The following is an 18,424-nucleotide window of genomic DNA, read 5'->3' as shown; positions in this document are numbered from 1 at the left end:
CCGCGCGTGTCCTCGTCGCCCCGAGCGTGTCCTCGCTGCTCACCAGCGGTTTCAGCAGCCCCCTCACCAGCAGCCCCCCGTCACCAGCACTCCCCCGCGTACAGGAGAATTCAGGCCATGAGCAACCCCCAGCAGCTGCGTTACAGCAAGGAGCACGAGTGGCTGTCGGACGCCGAGGACGGCGCCTCGACGGTCGGCATCACGGAGCACGCGGCCAACGCGCTCGGTGACGTCGTCTTCGTCCAGCTCCCCGAGGTCGGCGACTCGGTGACCGCGGGCGAGACCTGCGGCGAACTGGAGTCCACCAAGTCGGTCTCCGACCTGTACTCCCCCGTGTCCGGTGAGGTCACCGAGGTCAACGAGGACGTCGTCAACGACCCGTCGCTGGTGAACAGCGCGCCCTTCGAGGGCGGCTGGCTGTTCAAGGTGCGGATCACGGACGAGCCGGCCGACCTGCTCTCCGCCGACGAGTACACCGCCTTCACCGCCGGCTGAGGAGTCACGGACCGCATGTCGCTTCTGAACACCCCCCTGCACGAGCTCGACCCCGACGTCGCCGCCGCCGTCGACGCCGAGCTGGACCGCCAGCAGTCCACCCTCGAGATGATCGCCTCCGAGAACTTCGCGCCGGTCGCGGTCATGGAGGCCCAGGGCTCGGTCCTCACCAACAAGTACGCCGAGGGCTACCCCGGCCGCCGCTACTACGGCGGCTGCGAGCACGTCGACGTGGTCGAGCAGATCGCCATCGACCGGGTCAAGGCGCTCTTCGGCGCCGAGCACGCCAACGTGCAGCCGCACTCGGGCGCCCAGGCCAACGCGGCGGCGATGTTCGCGCTGCTCAAGCCCGGCGACACGATCATGGGTCTGAACCTCGCCCACGGCGGGCACCTGACCCACGGCATGAAGATCAACTTCTCCGGCAAGCTCTACGACGTCGTCCCGTACCACGTCGGCGACGACGGCCAGGTCGACATGGCCGAGGTGGAGCGCCTCGCCAAGGAGACCAAGCCGAAGCTGATCGTGGCCGGCTGGTCGGCCTATCCCCGTCAGCTGGACTTCGCCGCGTTCCGCAAGGTCGCCGACGAGGTCGGCGCGTACCTGATGGTCGACATGGCGCACTTCGCCGGTCTGGTCGCGGCGGGCCTGCACCCGAACCCGGTGCCGCACGCCCACGTCGTCACCACGACCACCCACAAGACGCTGGGCGGACCGCGCGGCGGTGTGATCCTCTCCACGGCCGAGCTGGCCAAGAAGATCAACTCCGCCGTCTTCCCCGGTCAGCAGGGTGGCCCGCTGGAGCACGTGGTGGCCGCCAAGGCCGTCGCCTTCAAGGTCGCCGCGAGCGAGGACTTCAAGGAGCGCCAGCGTCGTACGCTGGAGGGCGCCCGCATCCTCGCCGAGCGCCTGGTGAAGGACGACGCGAAGGCGGCGGGCGTCTCCGTCCTGACCGGCGGCACGGACGTCCACCTGGTCCTGGTCGACCTGCGCGACTCCGAGCTGGACGGGCAGCAGGCCGAGGACCGCCTCCACGAGGTCGGCATCACGGTCAACCGCAACGCCGTCCCGAACGACCCGCGTCCGCCGATGGTGACCTCCGGTCTGCGCATCGGTACGCCGGCCCTGGCGACCCGAGGCTTCACGGCCGAGGACTTCGCCGAGGTCGCGGACGTGATCGCCGAGGCGCTGAAGCCGTCCTACGACGCCGAGGCCCTCAAGGCCCGGGTGAAGGCCCTGGCCGACAAGCACCCGCTGTACCCGGGTCTGAACGCGTAGCACCCCGCGTGTTCAGGTGCGCCGTGCCCGCCACAAGCGGGCGCGGCGCGTCCCACCCCGACCAAGCACCACCCTCTGCACCACCCCCGTTCTGAGGAGTCCCCGTGGCCATCTCGGTCTTCGACCTGTTCTCGATCGGCATCGGCCCGTCGAGCTCCCACACGGTCGGCCCGATGCGCGCGGCCCGTATGTTCGCCCGCCGCCTGCGCAACGAGGAGCTGCTCGGCTCCGTCGCCTCGGTCCGCGCCGAGCTGTACGGCTCGCTCGGCGCCACCGGCCACGGCCACGGCACGCCCAAGGCGGTGCTGCTCGGCCTGGAGGGCGACTCGCCGCGCACGGTGGACGTGGAGACGGCGGACGAACGCGTCGAGACGATCAAAGCCTCGGGCCGCCTCCGCCTCCTCGGCGAGCGCGGGATCGCCTTCGCCTACGACGACGACATGGTGCTGCACCGCCGCAAGGCCCTCCCGTACCACGCCAACGGCATGACGCTGTGGGCGTACGACGCGGCCGGCGCGGAAGTGCTCTCGAAGACGTACTACTCGGTCGGCGGCGGCTTCGTCGTCGACGAGGAGGCGGTGGGCGCGGACCGCATCGTGCTCGACGACACGGTGCTGAAGTACCCCTTCCGCACCGGCGACGAGCTGCTGCGGCTGGCCCGGGAGACGGGCCTGTCCATCTCCGCCCTGATGCTGGAGAACGAGCGGGCCTGGCGCGACGAGGACGAGATCCGCGAGGGCCTGCTGGAGATCTGGCGCGTCATGCGGGCGTGCGTCGACCGCGGCATGTCCCGCGAGGGCATCCTGCCGGGCGGCCTCAAGGTCCGCCGCCGCGCCGCCAACACCGCGCGCAAGCTGCGCTCCGAGGGCGACCCGCTGGCCCTGGCGATGGAGTGGATCACCCTCTACGCCATGGCCGTGAACGAGGAGAACGCGGCCGGCGGCCGGGTCGTCACCGCCCCGACGAACGGCGCGGCGGGCATCATCCCGGCGGTCCTGCACTACTACATGAACTTCGTCCCGGGCGCCGACGAGGACGGCGTGGTCCGCTTCCTCCTGGCCGCGGGCGCCATCGGCATGCTCTTCAAGGAGAACGCCTCCATCTCCGGCGCCGAGGTCGGCTGCCAGGGCGAGGTCGGCTCCGCCTGCTCCATGGCGGCCGGCGCGCTCGCCGAGGTGCTGGGCGGCACGCCGGAGCAGGTGGAGAACGCCGCCGAGATCGGCATGGAGCACAACCTCGGCCTGACCTGCGACCCGGTCGGCGGCCTCGTCCAGATCCCGTGCATCGAGCGCAACGGCATGGCCGCGGTCAAGGCGGTCACGGCGGCGCGGATGGCGATGCGCGGTGACGGCTCGCACAAGGTGTCCCTCGACAAGGTCATCAAGACCATGAAGGAGACCGGCGCGGACATGTCGGTGAAGTACAAGGAGACGGCGCGGGGCGGGCTGGCGGTGAACATCATCGAGTGCTAGCCAGATGGGCTCTGACCAGCGCGTTCGCATCTTTCAGCGCTGTCAGGGCCTTCCCTGTTCACGCGGCGGAAAGTCCCTGGGAAGTCCATGTGACAGGCGTGAAAGTCCTGAGAAGTCCCTGGGACATCCCCCCTGGAAGGGGCTTTTGACCTGCAGGTTCGCGGCACGTGATCAACGCCGGATGTGCCGATCACCCACCAGCTGATGTATCGAATCGATCCCTTACCCCCGCTCAAGGGGTGCCATTCGATATACGAACTCTGCGGAAAACCCGCGCTTGAAGCAGCGGCTGGCCGGCCTCTCCCCCACATTCACGACGGCGCAGGCGCGACAGGCCCTGCTCTCCCCTCCCTATCCGGCGCACTTGGTCACGGAGGGGAGACAGACGAACTGTCCCGTGGGGTGTACCGGCGGGCAGACGCCCCGGAAACGGCGCACGCTGATCTGCTGGCCGCGTGCGCACGGGCCCCTCGCGCCGTCTTGTGCGGTGAATCCTCCCTGGCCCGGCATGAGCTGATCGACGACATCCCCGCAGCAGTACACATCGCCGTGCCGCGCGGTACACGCCGCCCGACGATTTCCTACCCGCCGCTCGTGCGGACCGGTTCCCCCTATAGTGCGCGCACGTCATGGAAGTCCACCCGTGGGACGGCTCTGCCCGCCGTATCATGACGGCACACGGGAAGGAGTACCGTCCATGAGTGTCGACGCGATCACGCACACCGAGTTCCCCGCGGGATACGTGGTGTTCTTCGGCGCCGACGGAAAGATCATCATGACCCCGCAGAGCGAAGAGCACTCCAGCACGATCAGGTCGATGCAGATCGACTCTCTCGCCCTCGGCCGTCATGCGAAGGTCACCTCGGACGTCTACATCGACTTCCCCGCCGACGAGCACTCCGCCCCCGACCTGGCCATCCTGCGCGAGGACGCGCGCAAGGAGGGCAAGCGCTACAGCTTCGAGGACGTCCTGTTGATCTCGGAGGTCGTCTCCACGTCCTCGGCACGCAAGGATTACGACGACTGCACCGCCAAGTACGGCCGGTACGGCATCCCCGTCTACCTCGTCGTGGATCCCTACGCCCGGGAAGTCGCCCTGCACACCGAGCCCACCTCCAGCGGCTACAGCACCGCCCACACCCGCGCATACGGCACAGGCAAGCTCCCCATCCCCCTGGCCGACGGCCGCACCTTCACCCTCGACCTCGACGAACTCCCCCTGCCGGACCCGGAGCCCGACACTCACTGAGTCCGAGAAAACACGCCCCGAAGCAGGAAGAGGCCCGGCAGCCGGTCGGCGCGCGCAGGATCATCAAAACCGGACTGAAGAGCTCCACGCATGTGGGGCGCCCGGGGTTTGGTGATCACTCCCGGTGCTTCCCTGTCCTTCCGGCCCCATTCTGGCCCCAGGAAGGCCCAGCGGCAGGCTGGGCCGGGGCCCGTCGGGCAGGACTCCAGTTCTGAGCCCATCCCCCGGTCGAGCAGATCGAGGCCGCGTCTCGCGAGTACGAGGGCGCCGCCGACCAGGCCCGCCGCACTGACCGCGGCGAGCGCGCCGCGAAGAAGGTCCTCGACAAGCTGCCCGCCAGTACCTACGGCACATGGCGCGTCTTCCGCACCCCGTCCTCGCGGTAGGCCCCGGACCTCGCCGAGATCACCCGCATCTTCAGAGCCCACGGCCTCGACCCCGTCTCGATGAGGCCCGCACCCCGAGCCGCAAGGTCGAGCTTGCCAAAGACGGCGTTCGAGGGCGGTGGTGACGGCGAGGAAGGCATGTGCGAGCAGGGCCAGAGTGACCCAGCGGTGCCAGGAGTCCCAGCGGCGTACTTGATGCTCGTCCAGTCCTGCCAGTGTCTTAGGAGACGGCGCGGGGCGGGCTCGCGGTGAACATCATCGAGTGCTGAGGACGCGGGCCCCGGCCAGCGCGTTCACACCATTCAGCGCTGTCAGGCCCGTCCCTGCCCGCCCAGCGGAAGGTCCCGGAGCTGGAAGCCAGGCCCTGGCGAAGGCGGGCCACGGCCCCTCGGCGGCGACCACGACGTGATCGCCGCCTCGGAGTGTCAGCCGTTCCTGCCGCTGTCCCCGATGGGTTCGGGCAGGGTGAGGGCCGAATGGGCGGGCTGTCCCTCCCCGGAGGGGAGGGTGCTGAGTTCGCGGAGCCTGTTGTTGCGTCGCTCCAGGGCCTGGGGGGTGGTCGGGAAGAGGGTGGCACCGCCCTTGCCGACCAGTCCCTGGTTCAGGGTGACGAACTCGCGGGTGCTGTCTTCGTAGGCGGCGAAGCCCGTGGCATGGTCCTGGTGGGCCAGGGAGCGGGCGAGCATGTAGGCGCCGACGAGCGCGAGGCTGGTGCCCTGGCCGGTGAGGAACGAGGGCGCCCACGCGGCGTCGCCCACCAGCGCGACCCTGCCCCTGGACCAGCGGGGCATACGGATCTGGCCGACCGCGTCGAAGAACAGGTCGTCCGCGTCGCGCATGGCGGCGATCATGCCCGGGATCTCCCATCCCGCGTCGGCGAAGACCGAGGCGACCAGCTCCTGCCGGGCTTCCGGGTCGCGGAGCGCGTCCCGTGGCGGTTCGGGGAGGGCGAAGTTCAGGAAGGCGTGCACTTCGTCGTCGTCCCCCACCGCGTAGAGCGCCGCGGCCCTGCCCGGGCTGTTCCACATCACGGTCTCGTGCGAGAGCGCGAGGGTGTTGGGCATCGTGAACACGGCGAAGCAGTAGCCGAGGTAGTGGTGGAACCGGTCTTCGGGTCCGAACAGCATCTCCCGGGTACGTGAGTGCACGCCGTCCGCGGCGACCACCACGTCGAAGGTACGCCGGCCGCCCCCGCGGAAGGTGACGTCGACCCCGTGGCCCGACTGGTCGAGGGTGTCGATGGAGTCGTCGAACACGAACTCCACGTCGTCGCGGACCGCCGTGTAGAGCGCGTCGGACAGGTCCCCGCGCCGTACCTCCAGGTCCCGTCCCGCGGCGCCGCCGGTGACGGTGTGCGGATGGAGCGAGGCCACTTCGCTGCCGTCGCCCTCGAGGAAGGTCAGCCGGCGCAGGTCGATGTGCGCGTCCCGCAGTCGCGGCAGGATGCCCATCCTCTCCACGACGTCCAGTGCGGTGCCGCGCACGTCGACGGGATAACCACCGCCTCGGAGTGCGGGCGCCTTCTCGACCACCGTGACCGCGTGTCCACAGCGGTTCAGCCAGAACGCCAGGGCGGGGCCCGCGATGCTGGCCCCCGAGATCAGGACCGTGCGCCTCGGTGTGGTGCGGGTGTCTGCCGGCTGGTCGGTGCGGGTCATGCCTTGACTCCTTTGCTCATGGTGCGGGTGACAAGCAGGGCCAGCGCCGTGACGGCGCCGGCGATGACGAAGCCGGTGACGTAAGCCGATTCAGCCGCAACATCCGATCCGGACGGAGTCGCGGCGGTGAGGAGCGCGCCGCCGAGCTGCCCGCCCACGGCGTAGCCGAGCACGCGGCTCACCAGGACCAGGCTGGTGGCGATGCCGGTGTCACTCCGGTCGACGGCCGTGGCGGTGCTGGTCATCATCGCCGTGACGCACAGACCGTTGGCCAGCGCGATCAGCGCCTTGCCGACGACGAGGTGCCAGACCTCGGTGTGCACGGCTGCCAGGGCGGCCAGGGAGACGGCCATCATGACCACTCCGGCGGTGACGACGGCACGTGAGCCGAAACGCCGGTCCCCGATCCCGCCGAGCGGCCCGGCCAGCGACGCGGCGATGGCGCCGGGCAGCAGGAAGAAGCCGATCTGGGTGGCGCTGGCCCCGAATCCGTATCCGTCGCCGGTCTCGTCGAACAGCTGCGGAACGAGATAGACCCCCATCGAGGTACCGAGGCATATCACGAACGTCAGCGCGCAGGCCTTCCATATCGCGGGCCGTGCCAGCATGCGCAGATCGATCATCGGCGAGGCCGCACGCCGTTCGACGGCCACCCATCCGGTGACGAAGGCGGCCAGAGCCACGAGGAGGGCGCCGAGCACGAGGGGCTGCGAGACGAGGTCGGGCGCCAGCGCGAGTACGAGCATGAGCGTGACCAGCGTCCCGCTCAGGAGAAGCAGGCCGGGCCAGTCGATCCCGGCGTCGTCCGACCGGCCCGGCGGATCAGTCGGCATCAGCCGGTTCACCAGCAGGGTGGCCCCGATGACCGCGAGCGTCGGCAGCGCGAACATCCAGTGCCGGGAGAGCGCTTCCGCCACGGGCCCGGCCGACAGCGTTCCCGCCATCCCGCCCCCGACGAACAGTCCGCTGACCACCCCGATGGCCACCTTCGACTCTCCCGCGGGGAGGTGTTTGCGCACCACGATGAACGACAGGGGCAGCGCGCCCACCATCGCCCCCTGGAGTACCTGGCCGAGCAGCAGCACGGGCAGGTTCGGCGCCAGGGCGGACACCAGACCGCCGGCACAGACCACCGCCATCAGCCGGATCAGGATCCGCTTCCCTCCGTAGCGGTCGCCGAACTTGCCCGCCAGCGGTGTGATGAGCGCGCCGGTGATGAGGAGCACGATGCTGAGCAGCGCCCCCTCGGAGGGGCTCATGTCCAGCTCGCGTTGCAGGAGCGGAAGCGTCGGTGTCACCACCGACTCCAGGGCACCGGTGGCGAGTGCCAGTAGGCCGAGGGCCCCGACGGCTGCCTTCCCGATGCGGACGGGGGGAGCCAGAGTGTCGGTCATGAACGTCCTTTCCTTCGTTGCCGGGCGGGTGGAAGGGGGGCGGCAGGCGTAGCGCTGCCGCGTCGCGGCCCGCGCCACAAGCCGGCCAGGGCCGTCGCGGCACCATGCGCCCGCTGCTCTGCGGCCCTGGGCCCCGAGAGGTCGTACGGGGCGGGAGCCGGCGTGGGGCCGGCCGTCGCGCCGTACGCACGTGCTACGACCAGCGGCGCAGCGCCGCTCGCGCCGGCAGCGTGACCGCGAGCAGTGCCAGGCCGACGCCGGCGGCCGCGAAGGATCCGTACATCAGCGGGGGCACGTACGGCCCCTCGCCGGTCGTGCCGCGCATCATCGGGATGAGCGTGGCCGCGGCGATCGCGGAGCCGAGGACCACGCCCACCGTGGAGACCAGCAGGCCCTCCCAGCCGAGCATCGTCAGCACCTGGCGCCGGGTGGAGCCGACCAGGCGCAGTGTGCCCAGCTCGCGGCGGCGGTCGAGGACCGTCATCACCAGGGTGTTGGCGGCGGCGACGGCGGCGAAGCCGCCGAGGACCGCGGCCATGGTGTTGTTCATCCAGGCGCCCAGCTCGGCGTCGAGGTTCCGCTCGGTGGCGTAGCCGGAGGCGTCGGTGACCTCGCCCAGGGCGCTGAGTGACGTCTCCGAGCCGCCCCTCACCAGCAACGTGTCGTCGAAGCCCGAGGTGACGTGCCCGGCGAGGGACGCCCGGTCCATGGTCACCGTGGCCAGGCCGAGGCCTCGGCCGTAGACGGCGACGATCTCGGGGCCGGCCTCGGTGCCGTCGGGGAGGTAGAGCGGGAGCCGGTCGCCGACGCCGGCGTCCGCCGCGTTCGCGAGGGTCTTGTCGATGGCGATCCGGCCCTCGCCGAGCCAGTCGAGACTGCCTTCGCGTACGTCCAGGTCCTGCACCTTCGCGAGCTCGGCGCCGGAGCCGCTGACACCCTGGGTCGCCGCGCCCTGCAGTGACCTGAACTCGCCGGAGCCGGTCGGCACCAGCACCTGCGTGTTCAGCAGGCCGACGGCCGCGTCCACGCCCGGCGCGCGGGCGGCCCGTGCCACCGCGTCCACGGGGAGCCCGGCCGGGTGCGTGACCACGTGGTCCGCGGTGACGCCCGCGCGCAGCTGCTTGTCGGCGGCGTGGGTCTCGCTGGTGTGCATGAACACGAGGGTCGAGGCGAAGGCCATGGCGAGGACGATCGGAGTGATCGCGGAGGCGAGGCGGCGGGCGTTGGTACGGGAGTTGGCGGCCGCGAGCTGCGCGGCCGGGCCCGCGCCCCGCAGGGGGAGGCCGAACAGGCCCGCGCACAGCCGCGCCACCAGCGGGCCGAGCAGCGCGACGGCCAGCATGAAGAGCATGACGACGCCGAGGGCGGCGCCGGCCGCGTCACCTCCCGTGGAGCCGGCGGAGACGCCGGTGAGGACTCCACCGCCGACGAGGGCGCCCACGCCCAGCACCGTACGGACCAGGCCGGGCCGCAGCCGCTCCACCGACGCCTCGGCGAGCGCCTGTCCGGGCTTGATCCTCGCGGGCCGACGCCCGGCCGCCCAGCCGGCGGCGAGGGCGGTGAGCAGTCCCATGGCGACCGCGGCGAGGAGGGGCAGCCCGGAGACGTGCAGGTCCACGGCGTGCGGGATCGCACCGCGGTCCTGCAGCTGTCCGAACCACCAGTGGGCGAGCCCGATGCCGGGCAGGCAGCCGGTGATCCCGGCGAGCGGCGCGACGAGCAGTGCCTCGGAGGCGACCGCGCGCCGGACCTGCCGCGGGGTGGCGCCGACGGCGCGCAGCAGCGCGAATTCGCGGGCCCGCTGGGATACGGACAGGGACACGGTCCCGGCCGCGGTGAGGATCGCGACGATGGTGGCGATGCCACCGAAGGAGCCGCCGATTCCGAAGAGCGTGACCTTGGCGTAGCCGAGGCCCGGGTCCTCGACGGCACCGCGGTCGTCGCCGGTGTGCACCTGGGCTCCGGAGCCGGCCAGGGCCTTCCTCACGGAGTCGGCGAGGGTCTCGGCATCGGTGCCGTGCTCGGCCAGCACGGCGATGGCGTCGGCCTTGCCGGGGTGTCCGGCGAGCGTGGGGGCCTGGGCGTCGGCGAACCAGGCCAGGGCGCCGGCGGCGCCGGTGTTCCGGGCGGTGTCCCCGGATCCGGCCCTGGCGACGCCGGCCACGCGGAAGTCCTGCTGCCCGGCGGCGGTCCGCAGCACCACGGTGTCACCGACGGCGGCCTTCGCGGCGCGGGCCGTGGCCGCGTCGAGCACGACTTCGCCCCGGTGGGGCGCGGAGCCGGTGGTCAGCGCGGTCCCGGTGAAGAGGTGCGAGCCCCAGCCGTGTGCGGTGAGCACACCGCCCGGAACGGGCAGTTCGCGTGCGCCGGGGTCCACGCCTTCGTCCGCCGCGCGCACCGGGAAGGTGAAGTCCGGGACGGCGGTGGCCGCGCCCGGCGCCTCGGCGGCCTTCGCCACCAGCCCGGCGTCCACGCGTGCGGTGTCCGGCAGCGGGACCGCCTCCTTCTCACGGTCCTCACCGCTGCCCGTGACGACGTACTCGTACTGGTCCGCGGCCGCGACGACCGGCGCCTTCGCGTACCGCTCCGGCGGCACCGACGCGCGCAGGCTGGTCTCGAGCAGGATTCCGCAGGTCGAGACGATCAGCGCGGACATCAGCAGCGCGAGGAAGGTCCCCGCGAAGGACGCGGGCCTGAAGCGGACGGCCTCCCGGGCGAGTCCGTTGGGGAGCCTCATGCCGCCGCACCCGCCATCACGCCCGTACGGGAGGTGAGCACGGCCATCCGTGCCGCGATCTGCTCCGCCGAGCCACGCTCCAGGCCGTCGGCGAAGGCGCCGTCGGCGAGGAACAGCACGCGGTCGGCCCAGGCGGCCGCGGCCGGGTCGTGGGTGACCATGACGACGGTGGCGCCGAGGGTGTCCACCGCGTGCCGGAGCAGGCCGAGGACCTCGGCGGCGGTGCCGGTGTCGAGGGCGCCGGTGGGCTCGTCGGCGAAGATCACGTCCGGGCTGGTGACCAGGGCGCGGGCGACGGCCACGCGCTGCTGCTGGCCGCCGGAGAGCTCGCCGGGCCGGCGCCGGGCCTTGTCGGCGAGCCCGACCTGGGCGAGCACCGCGGCCGCCCGGCCGCGGTCCTGGCGCTGCCCGGCGAGGCGCACGGGCAGCAGGACGTTCTGCTCCACGGTCAGTGACGGCAGCAGGTTGAACGCCTGGAAGACGAAGCCGAGGCGGCTGCGGCGGAGCTCGGTGAGCTCGGTCTCGTTCATACCGGTGATCTCCGTACCGCCGAGGCGCACGGACCCCGCCGACGGCCGGTCGAGCCCGGCGGCGCACTGCAGGAAGGTGGACTTGCCGGACCCGGACGGGCCCATGACCGCGGTGAACGTGCCGCGCGGGAGGGCGAGGTCGACGCCCGCGAGGGCGTGCACGGAGCCCGCGCCGCGGCCGTACTGCCGCCGGACACCGCGCAGTTCGACGGCGAGACCGGGTGTGCCCGGTGTGGTGGCCGGGGCCTCCGGCCGGTCGTCCGCCTTCTGACGCTTGCGGCTGCGTAGCCTCATGTTCCGCCCTCTCGCGATGTTCTCGTGCCTACGAGGTGAGAGTGCGGGGACGGCTGCGCGCCGGGCGTCATACCCGGGAGCCAATGTGGAGGTGCTACCACGGTAGGGGGTGGAGGAGGGGCGGGCCCTGCCTCCGCCTCCGCCCGGGGCTGCCGGCGAGGGGCGGATCCAGCGGACTGCGCCCCGGCCTGCACCGGCACGGGGCACCCCGGCTCGGAGGTCGGCGCAGGGCCGGCCCGGCCGCCGCCGGCGCGGCGTGCACGGGGATGCGTCCGTTGCCGCCCTGTGCCGGAGCGCGGCCCGGCGGGGAGCCGTCTCTCTGGGGGGCCGCCCGCCACCGTCTCTCCGGCGGGGGCCGCCCGCGCCGTCCGGGGGCGTGGGGCGAGCCGCCTCCCGACGAGGCCGCGACTCGCCCGACGCGGCTCAGGGACACCGACACCGGCGACGTGCGAACACCGGGGCCGCGGGCTCCTCCGTCTCCGACGGCGACTGCTCGCGGTCGCGGGGCACGGCCCGGTCGGGGGCCGTCCTACTCCCCCGCGGTGACCAGCCCCGACTCGTACGCGAAGACCACCGCCTGGGCGCGGTCGCGCAGGTCGAGCTTGGTCAGGACGCGGCTCACGTGCGTCTTCACCGTCTGCTCGGCCAGCACCAGCGTCTGCGCGATCTCCGCGTTGGACCGGCCGCGGGCCACCAGGGTGAGGACCTCGGTCTCGCGGTGGGTCAGGGCCTTGAGCCGCAGTGCGGGCTTGCCCCGGGCGGCGGGACGCTGCCGGGCGAAGTCCGCGATGAGGCGGCGCGTCACGGAGGGAGCGAGCAGGGCGTCGCCCGCGGCCACCACGCGTACCGCCGCGATGAGGTCGGCCGGCGGCGCGTCCTTCAGCAGGAAGCCGCTCGCACCGGCCCGCAGCGCCTCGTAGACGTAGTCGTCGATGTCGAAGGTGGTGAGCATCAGCACGCGCGGCCGGTGTTCCCCCCCTGCCTGTCGGGCGTGGGCGGTGCCCCCACCGCCCGGCGGGGGCGCGAGGATGCGGCGCGCGGCCTCGAGGCCGTCCATCTCGGGCATGCGGACGTCCATCAGTACGACGTCGGGGTGGGTGCGCCGGCTCAGCTCGACGCCCTGCGCACCGTCGGGGGCCTCGCCCACCACGTCGATGTCGCTCTGGGCGGCCAGCAGCGCGGCGAAGCCGGCCCGCACCATGGCCTGGTCGTCGACGATGATGACGCGCGTCGTCACGTGAAGTCACTTTCCGTCAGGGGAAGTCGGGCTGCCACCCGGAAGCCGCCGTCCGGCAGCGGCCCCACATCGAGGCTGCCGCCTATGATCCGCACCCGCTCGCGCATGCCGACGAGACCGTGCCCGGTGCCGCCCACCTCGAGCGGCGCGGCGGGCGGCTCCGGCGGCGGCCCGTTGACGACCAGAACGGTGAGCCGCGCGCCGTCCTCCGGCACCGACAGCGACACCCGCGTCGGGGCACCCGGCGCGTGCCGCACGACGTTCGCGAGGGCCTCCTGGACGATGCGGTACGCGGACAGGCCCACCGCCTCGGGCACGTCGGCGTCGCAGGGGGTGAACTCCACCGGCATGCCGGCCCTCGCCGTCGCCTCCACCAGCTGCCCGATCCGCGTCAGGCCCGGCTGGGGCGCGAGCTCGCCGTGCGCCTCCTCGTTGCGCAGTACGCCGAGGAGCCGCCGCATCTCGCCGAGCGACTCGCGCGCGGTCGCCGCGATGGACGTGAACTCCTCCCGCACGTTGGGCGCCAGTCCGTCGAGGCGGTACTCCGCGGTGCCCGCCTGCACCGTGATGACGGACATGTGGTGCGCCACCACGTCGTGCAGCTCGCGTGCGATCCGGGCGCGTTCCTCCAGCAGCATCCGCCGGCCGCGCTCGGCCTCGCTGATCGTCTCCTGCTCGGCCAGCCTGCGCTGCACGTCGTACCGCTCCCGGAGCGCACCGGCGATCAGGAGCGTGATGCCGCTGAGCATCGTGAGCACGGTGCTGTTGCTGTTCGTACCGTCGGGAACGACGAACCCCAGACCGATGCCCGCGCCCACCGTCGCCAGCCACACCAGCAGCAGCGTCCGGCGCGACTCGCGCAGACCGAGGGCGAGGCAGAGGCCGACGTACCCGACGATCTCCATCGGCGGAAACGGCCACAGGAGCCGCTCATCGAAGTCGACGGTGCGCAGGACGAGCGCCCCGGCCACATCCGCCACGAAGATCACGCACCAGGCCGGCAGCGGACGGACGACGGCGAGCAGCAGCGGTGCCGCCTGCGCGACCGCCAGCGCGCTCGCGACGCCGCCGTTCAGCCCGTAGTCGGCGGTCAGCACCTGGATGGTGGTGGGCAACAGGGCGACACCCAGCACGAACGCCACACCCCACGGCAGCAGCCGCACCCACCGACGCGAAGCCCCCGCGAACAGCGCGCGCGGCGGCTGCTCCTCCGCTGACGTCATGGGCTCCACCCTATGCGCGGGGGAACGGCGTCAGGAAACACCGTGCAGCGGGCGGCCCGGCCGGCGTCTCACATCGTGACACCCGCTTTCCGAAAAATAAGACGCCTGAGATCGTTGCGCTACCCATGTATCGCGCGTGAAAGACCGAGAGATGCCCGCACCGTCCCCCCACCCCGCTCCCGCTCAGACACCCGTCAATTCGCGGTCCCGCGTCCTCATCGCCAGCCTCATCGGCACGACGATCGAGTTCTACGACTTCTACATCTACGCGACCGCCGCCGTCCTGGTCTTCCCCGCCCTCTTCTTCCCGGACAGCGACCCGACCACGGCACTGCTGTCGTCCTTCGCGGTCTTCGGCGCCGCGATGGTCGCCCGGCCGATCGGCGCCGTCTTCTTCGGGCACCTCGGTGACCGGCTCGGCCGCAAGAAGACGCTGGTGGTCTCGCTCCTCACCATGGGCATCGCCACCTTCCTCATCGGCGTGCTGCCCACCTACGCACAGGCCGGCTGGGTCGCCACCGCGCTGCTCGTGCTGATGCGGCTGGCGCAGGGCTTCGCGCTCGGCGGCGAGTGGAGCGGGGCCGCGCTGGTCGCGACCGAGAACGCCCCCCGCGGCAAGCGCGCCCTGTACGGGACCTTCCCGCAGCTGGGCGCCCCGCTCGGCTTCATCATCGGCAACGGCCTGTTCCTGGTCATCGGGGCGCTGCTGCCGTCCACGGCCGGCGCCGACCCCACCCAGCCGTCCGAGGCCTTCACGAGCTGGGGCTGGCGCATCCCGTTCCTGTTCTCCGCGGTGATGGTCGCGATCGGCCTGTGGGTGCGCTCGCGGCTCGTCGAGTCGGCGGTGTTCGCCAAGACCCGCGAGGCCGGGAAGGTGCGGAAGCTGCCGCTGGCCACCGTGGTCCAGGGCCACTGGAAGCAGCTGATCCTGGGCACGTTCATCATGCTGGCGACGTACGTGCTCTTCTACCTCATGACCACGTTCTCGCTGAGCTACGGGCGCACCGCGAAGGACGCCGACGTGCCGGGTCTGGGGTACAGCTACACCACGTTCGTCCTGATGATGATCTTCGGCGTGCTCTTCTTCGCCGTGTTCACCCTGGTCTCCGGCCCGCTCGCCGACAAGTACGGCCGCCGTACCACCCTGATCTGGATCACCGCCGCGATCGTGGTCTTCGGCCTGGTCTGGGTGCCGCTGATCGGCCTGGGCACGCTCGGCGTGGTGCTGTGGCTGGTGCTCGGCTTCACGCTGATGGGCATGACGTTCGGTCCGATGGGCGCGCTGCTGCCGGAGCTGTTCCCGACGAGTGTGCGCTACACCGGCTCCGGCATCTCGTACAACGTCAGCTCGATCCTCGGAGCGGCCGTCGCGCCGTTCATAGCGGTGGCGCTGTGGGAGACCGGTGACGGCTCACCGTGGCTGGTCGGCGTCTACCTCTCCGCGATGGCGGTGCTGACGCTGGCCGCGCTCCTGCTCAGCAAGGAGACCAAGGACGTCTCCCTGGACGAGGGCGAGGACGAGGGCGAGGACGAGGCGGCCTCCGCCGCTGACGGCACCGGCACCCCGGTCGTCACCTCCGCCCCCTGATCCCACCGGCGTTCACCACTGCCGTACGCCGAGCATCCACACGCCCGGCGTACGGCAGCCGATGCCGGGCATAACAACTACCTAGGCCCCCGGGGCACTTCAGTCCCACCGGCATCCGAGGGAGTCGTCATGCTCCGCGGCATCGACGTCAGCGCGTACCAGTCCTCCACCTACGACACCGACGGGCTCTCCTTCGTCTTCGTGAAGGCGACGGAGGGCCGTTCGTACGTCAATCCGAAGCTCAAGGCCCAGACGGAGCGGGCCCGCGACGCCGGTCTCGTCGTCGGCTTCTACCACTTCCTGTGGCCGGGAAACCTCAGCGCCCAGGCCGAGTACTTCGTCTCCAAGACCCCGGAGAAGAAGGGTGACATCCTCGCCGTCGACTGGGAGACGAACGGGGAGGGCACCCACGCGAGCAACTCCGAGAAGGACCGCTTCATCCGGAAGCTGAAGGAACTGCGGCCGGACAGCCGGGTCGTCCTCTACTGCAACCGGCACTTCTGGCTCACCGTCGACAGCACCTCGTACGCCGGTGACGGCCTCTGGATCGCCGACTACGTGTCGGCCGGAAAGCCCCGCATCCAGGCCGAGTGGCGCTTCCACCAGTACACCGACGACCCGGTCGACACCAATGTCGCGGACTTCGCGAGCCGGGCCGCGCTGAAGGAGTGGGCCGAGGGCGCGTAGCTCCCGGCCCTTGAGCCCCTCGCCGGCCGGGGCGGGGCGTTCCGCGCAGGGGCGCCCCCGGGTGACCGGACGGGCGCCCCTCACGGCGTCGTCACTTGTTCAGGTGGGCCCAGAACTCGTCGAACGACAGCACCTTGTCCCCGTCGAGGTCGCGACCGGCGATGATCGCCTCGGCCACCGACTCGGTGACGTTCCAGTCGCCGCCCTGGGCCAGCGCGGTCTTGAACTCGGCGGCGGTGATGAAGCCGTCCCCGTCCGTGTCGATCCGCTGGAACTGCTTGCGTGCTTCCTCGATGTCCGCCACCGGTCCGCCCCTCATCTCATGCGTGGGTCCTTCTGACGCAGGTCAGATTAGCTGCCCGTCCGGGCACCCAGTGCGGCGACCACCCACCCGAACTGCTCCTCGTAGGCGGCCGGGGGCTCCAGGCCGTTCACGATCGCGGAGAGCTCCCGGTAGCGGACGAGACGGGCGTTCGTCACCGGTGTGAGGCGCTCCCGTACGACGGCCGGGTCGGCGTCGCCGATCAGCCCGCGCAGGATGCCGGCGGCCCGCGGCGAGTCCGGCGCGACGTCCTCCCTCAGCGCATCGCCCGCGAGCTGCACCAAGCGGCTCACGAACCACAGGGAGGAGCCGGTGGGGACGTCCGGTCCCCGGTCGGCCGCGTTGAACTCGATCATCCTGCGCATCGTCGCCCGGAACTCCGGGTCCTGGATCAGCTCGGCCAGCTCCACCCAGGCGTCCACCTGCTCGGGGGTGGGGTCGTCGGGCAGGTCGGCCGCGGCGAAGCGCAGGCGGCTGCGGATGTCGGGGTCCGCGGTGTCGACGCCCTCGAAGACCTCCGCCAGGAAGTCCTCGATGATGCGCCGTCGTTCGGTGGCGGACAGTCGCGCCAGTCTGTTCATCAGGGTCGTCTCCTCAACGGTCGAGCCGCGTCGTGCCACGGTCGACAGCACCGCGCGGGTCACCCGCAGGGACCTGATCTGCGCGTCCAGCGCGCTCACGTGGGCCGCCGCCACCTGCGCGACCGTCGTCTCGCCGGCCAGCACACGGCGTACGGCGTCCAGGCCGAGGCCGAGTTCGCGCAGCGTGCGGATCAGCTCCAGGCGGGCGACGGACGCGGCGTCGTAGAGCCGGTAGCCCCCCGTGGAGCGGGTCACCGGGGGCAGGGCGCCCTCGTCGGACCAGTAGCGGATGGTGCGCACCGTGAGTCCGGTGGCACGCGCCAGTTCGCCGATGGTCAGGAGTCCGGTGCCGTCGTCGGTCATGTCTGTGAGTCTGGGCCTTCCAGTGGGTGGAGACTCAAGGAGAGCGGTGTGGCGGAGAGCCTGCGGGACATTCTGGACGCGGCGGCGCGGGGCGTCTTCCCGGCGGCGGACGGCGGTACGACCGTCGTGCCGCAGCACGGCCCCCGGGACGCGGGGGTGATCGCGTTCACGGCGCACTCGGTCGTCTTCACGGACGAGGACGAGGGGTGGGTGCGCGAGACGTTGGGCGCGCTGCGCTGCGACGCCCTCGCCGCGACGATGAACGCCCGTTTCCTGGCCGCCTTCATGGCGCGGACCGGGCGGACGACCGACACGATCGACGTGCTGCTGACCGGTGCTCCGCTTGCGGGCCGGCCGGAGACCGTGCTGACGGAGGTCGTCGGTCCCGGGCATCCGCGGGTGGTTTCGGCGCGTCGGCGGCGGGACGAGGCGCGGGTGTGGGCGGCGGACGGCGGGGTGCTCGTGCTGGGCCGGGGGGTCGCCGGGCGGCTGGAGGCCGCGGTCGAGGTGGCGGAGGGGGCGCGGCAGCGGGGGCTGGGGCGGCGCCTGGCGACGGCGGCGCGGCAGCTGGCCGGGGGTGAGCCGGTGTGGGCCCAGGTGTCGCCGGGTAACGCCCGCAGTCTGCGGGCGTTCCAGGCGGCGGGCTACCGGCCGGTGGGGGCGGAGGCGCTGTTCCTCCGGCCCTGAGTCAGGTCCTGTCCCGGCCCGGCGCCGTCAGTGCCAGGGCTGGTGGTGCGGGTTGCTCTCGCACTCGCTCGTGATCTCGGTCCTGGTCTGCCTGTCGACCGGGCAGACGCCGATGACGTACTTCCGCTGGACGCCGCCGGGGAAGGCGACCTCGACCTGGTCGGCCCCCTTGTGGGTGTCGCCGATGGTCTTGTTGACGTCGACGCCGCCGGGGGCGTCGATACCCCTGGGTGGCGTGTCCGC

Annotated in this window: 15 protein-coding genes and 1 pseudogene; 7 read left to right on the top strand and 9 right to left on the bottom strand. The window is 72.0% G+C overall.

The features are described 5' to 3' along the window. Window positions 1-117 precede the first annotated feature (117 nt). The 4 genes from gcvH (at window position 118) to ACP4IX_RS24205 (ending at window position 4,494) form a co-directional block, all read left to right on the top strand. Window positions 118-495, top strand: coding sequence for a glycine cleavage system protein GcvH (gcvH, locus tag ACP4IX_RS24220; RefSeq protein WP_043379681.1), 378 nt, complete (start codon window positions 118-120; stop codon window positions 493-495). Window positions 496-510: 15 nt separating this feature from the next. Next, entirely contained in the window at window positions 511-1,773 is a 1,263-nt protein-coding gene (gene glyA / locus ACP4IX_RS24215) for a serine hydroxymethyltransferase (protein ID WP_426556601.1), read from the top strand. Between the two features lie 104 nt (window positions 1,774-1,877). After that, window positions 1,878-3,245, top strand: coding sequence for an L-serine ammonia-lyase (locus tag ACP4IX_RS24210; protein WP_426556600.1), 1,368 nt, complete (start codon window positions 1,878-1,880; stop codon window positions 3,243-3,245). A gap of 697 nt (window positions 3,246-3,942) precedes the next feature. Next, complete coding sequence (locus ACP4IX_RS24205; RefSeq protein WP_426556599.1) at window positions 3,943-4,494, top strand: Uma2 family endonuclease; 552 nt, start codon at window positions 3,943-3,945, stop codon at window positions 4,492-4,494. Window positions 4,495-5,305: 811 nt separating this feature from the next. Here ACP4IX_RS24205 and ACP4IX_RS24200 read toward each other — a convergent pair. The 6 genes from ACP4IX_RS24200 to ACP4IX_RS24175 all read right to left on the bottom strand — a co-directional run bounded on the left by ACP4IX_RS24200 (window position 5,306) and on the right by ACP4IX_RS24175 (window position 13,953). Continuing rightward, window positions 5,306-6,538 (bottom strand): FAD-dependent monooxygenase, encoded by a 1,233-nt coding sequence (locus tag ACP4IX_RS24200; protein ID WP_426556598.1) that lies wholly within the window; start codon window positions 6,536-6,538, stop codon window positions 5,306-5,308. Beyond that, window positions 6,535-7,932, bottom strand: coding sequence for an MFS transporter (locus ACP4IX_RS24195; protein WP_426556597.1), 1,398 nt, complete (start codon window positions 7,930-7,932; stop codon window positions 6,535-6,537). Before ACP4IX_RS24195 ends, ACP4IX_RS24200 begins: the two co-directional genes overlap by 4 nt. A gap of 193 nt (window positions 7,933-8,125) precedes the next feature. Further along, window positions 8,126-10,669 carry an ABC transporter permease gene (locus ACP4IX_RS24190; protein ID WP_426556596.1) on the bottom strand — a complete coding sequence of 848 codons (2,544 nt, stop codon included), beginning with the start codon at window positions 10,667-10,669 and terminating at the stop codon, window positions 8,126-8,128. Further along, window positions 10,666-11,493, bottom strand: a complete 828-nt coding sequence (locus ACP4IX_RS24185; RefSeq protein ID WP_426524777.1) for an ABC transporter ATP-binding protein — start codon at window positions 11,491-11,493, stop codon at window positions 10,666-10,668. The genes ACP4IX_RS24190 and ACP4IX_RS24185 overlap by 4 nt, the downstream gene beginning before the upstream one ends. A 529-nt stretch (window positions 11,494-12,022) precedes the next feature. Next, the gene (locus ACP4IX_RS24180; RefSeq protein WP_426556595.1) at window positions 12,023-12,730 is read right to left on the bottom strand and encodes a response regulator; all 708 of its coding nucleotides are present in this window, start codon (window positions 12,728-12,730) and stop codon (window positions 12,023-12,025) included. Then, a complete protein-coding gene (locus ACP4IX_RS24175) occupies window positions 12,727-13,953 on the bottom strand; it encodes a sensor histidine kinase (protein WP_426524773.1) in 1,227 nt (408 codons plus the stop codon). Before ACP4IX_RS24175 ends, ACP4IX_RS24180 begins: the two co-directional genes overlap by 4 nt. A gap of 151 nt (window positions 13,954-14,104) precedes the next feature. Here ACP4IX_RS24175 and ACP4IX_RS24170 point away from each other — a divergent pair, with 151 nt between their 5' ends. Continuing rightward, entirely contained in the window at window positions 14,105-15,541 is a 1,437-nt protein-coding gene (locus ACP4IX_RS24170; RefSeq protein ID WP_426556594.1) for an MFS transporter, read from the top strand. 129 nt (window positions 15,542-15,670) lie between these two features. Beyond that, window positions 15,671-16,228, top strand: coding sequence for a glycoside hydrolase family 25 protein (locus ACP4IX_RS24165; protein ID WP_426556593.1), 558 nt, complete (start codon window positions 15,671-15,673; stop codon window positions 16,226-16,228). Window positions 16,229-16,319: 91 nt separating this feature from the next. On the opposite strand, the gene ACP4IX_RS24160 is transcribed toward ACP4IX_RS24165, so the two are convergent. Together ACP4IX_RS24160 and ACP4IX_RS24155 are read right to left on the bottom strand one after the other, a co-directional pair. Beyond that, complete coding sequence (locus ACP4IX_RS24160) at window positions 16,320-16,532, bottom strand: EF-hand domain-containing protein (protein ID WP_426524842.1); 213 nt, start codon at window positions 16,530-16,532, stop codon at window positions 16,320-16,322. A gap of 47 nt (window positions 16,533-16,579) precedes the next feature. Next, entirely contained in the window at window positions 16,580-17,494 is a 915-nt protein-coding gene (locus ACP4IX_RS24155; protein WP_426524767.1) for a MerR family transcriptional regulator, read from the bottom strand. Between the two features lie 48 nt (window positions 17,495-17,542). On the opposite strand from ACP4IX_RS24155, the gene ACP4IX_RS24150 reads away from it, so the two are divergent. Continuing rightward, on the top strand, window positions 17,543-18,181 hold the full coding sequence (locus ACP4IX_RS24150; RefSeq protein WP_426556592.1) for a GNAT family N-acetyltransferase: 639 nt from the start codon (window positions 17,543-17,545) through the stop codon (window positions 18,179-18,181). Between the two features lie 27 nt (window positions 18,182-18,208). Here ACP4IX_RS24150 and ACP4IX_RS24145 read toward each other — a convergent pair. Beyond that, a pseudogene (locus ACP4IX_RS24145) lies at window positions 18,209-18,403 on the bottom strand (ADP-ribosyltransferase); the annotation flags it as partial. Window positions 18,404-18,424 lie beyond the last annotated feature (21 nt).

Source organism: Streptomyces sp. WG5, assembly GCF_049974565.1.
In the GTDB taxonomy this organism is placed as follows: Bacteria; Actinomycetota; Actinomycetes; order Streptomycetales; family Streptomycetaceae; genus Streptomyces.
Note: the sequence above shows the minus strand (reverse complement) of the source record. Positions and strands in the feature narration are given on the sequence as shown.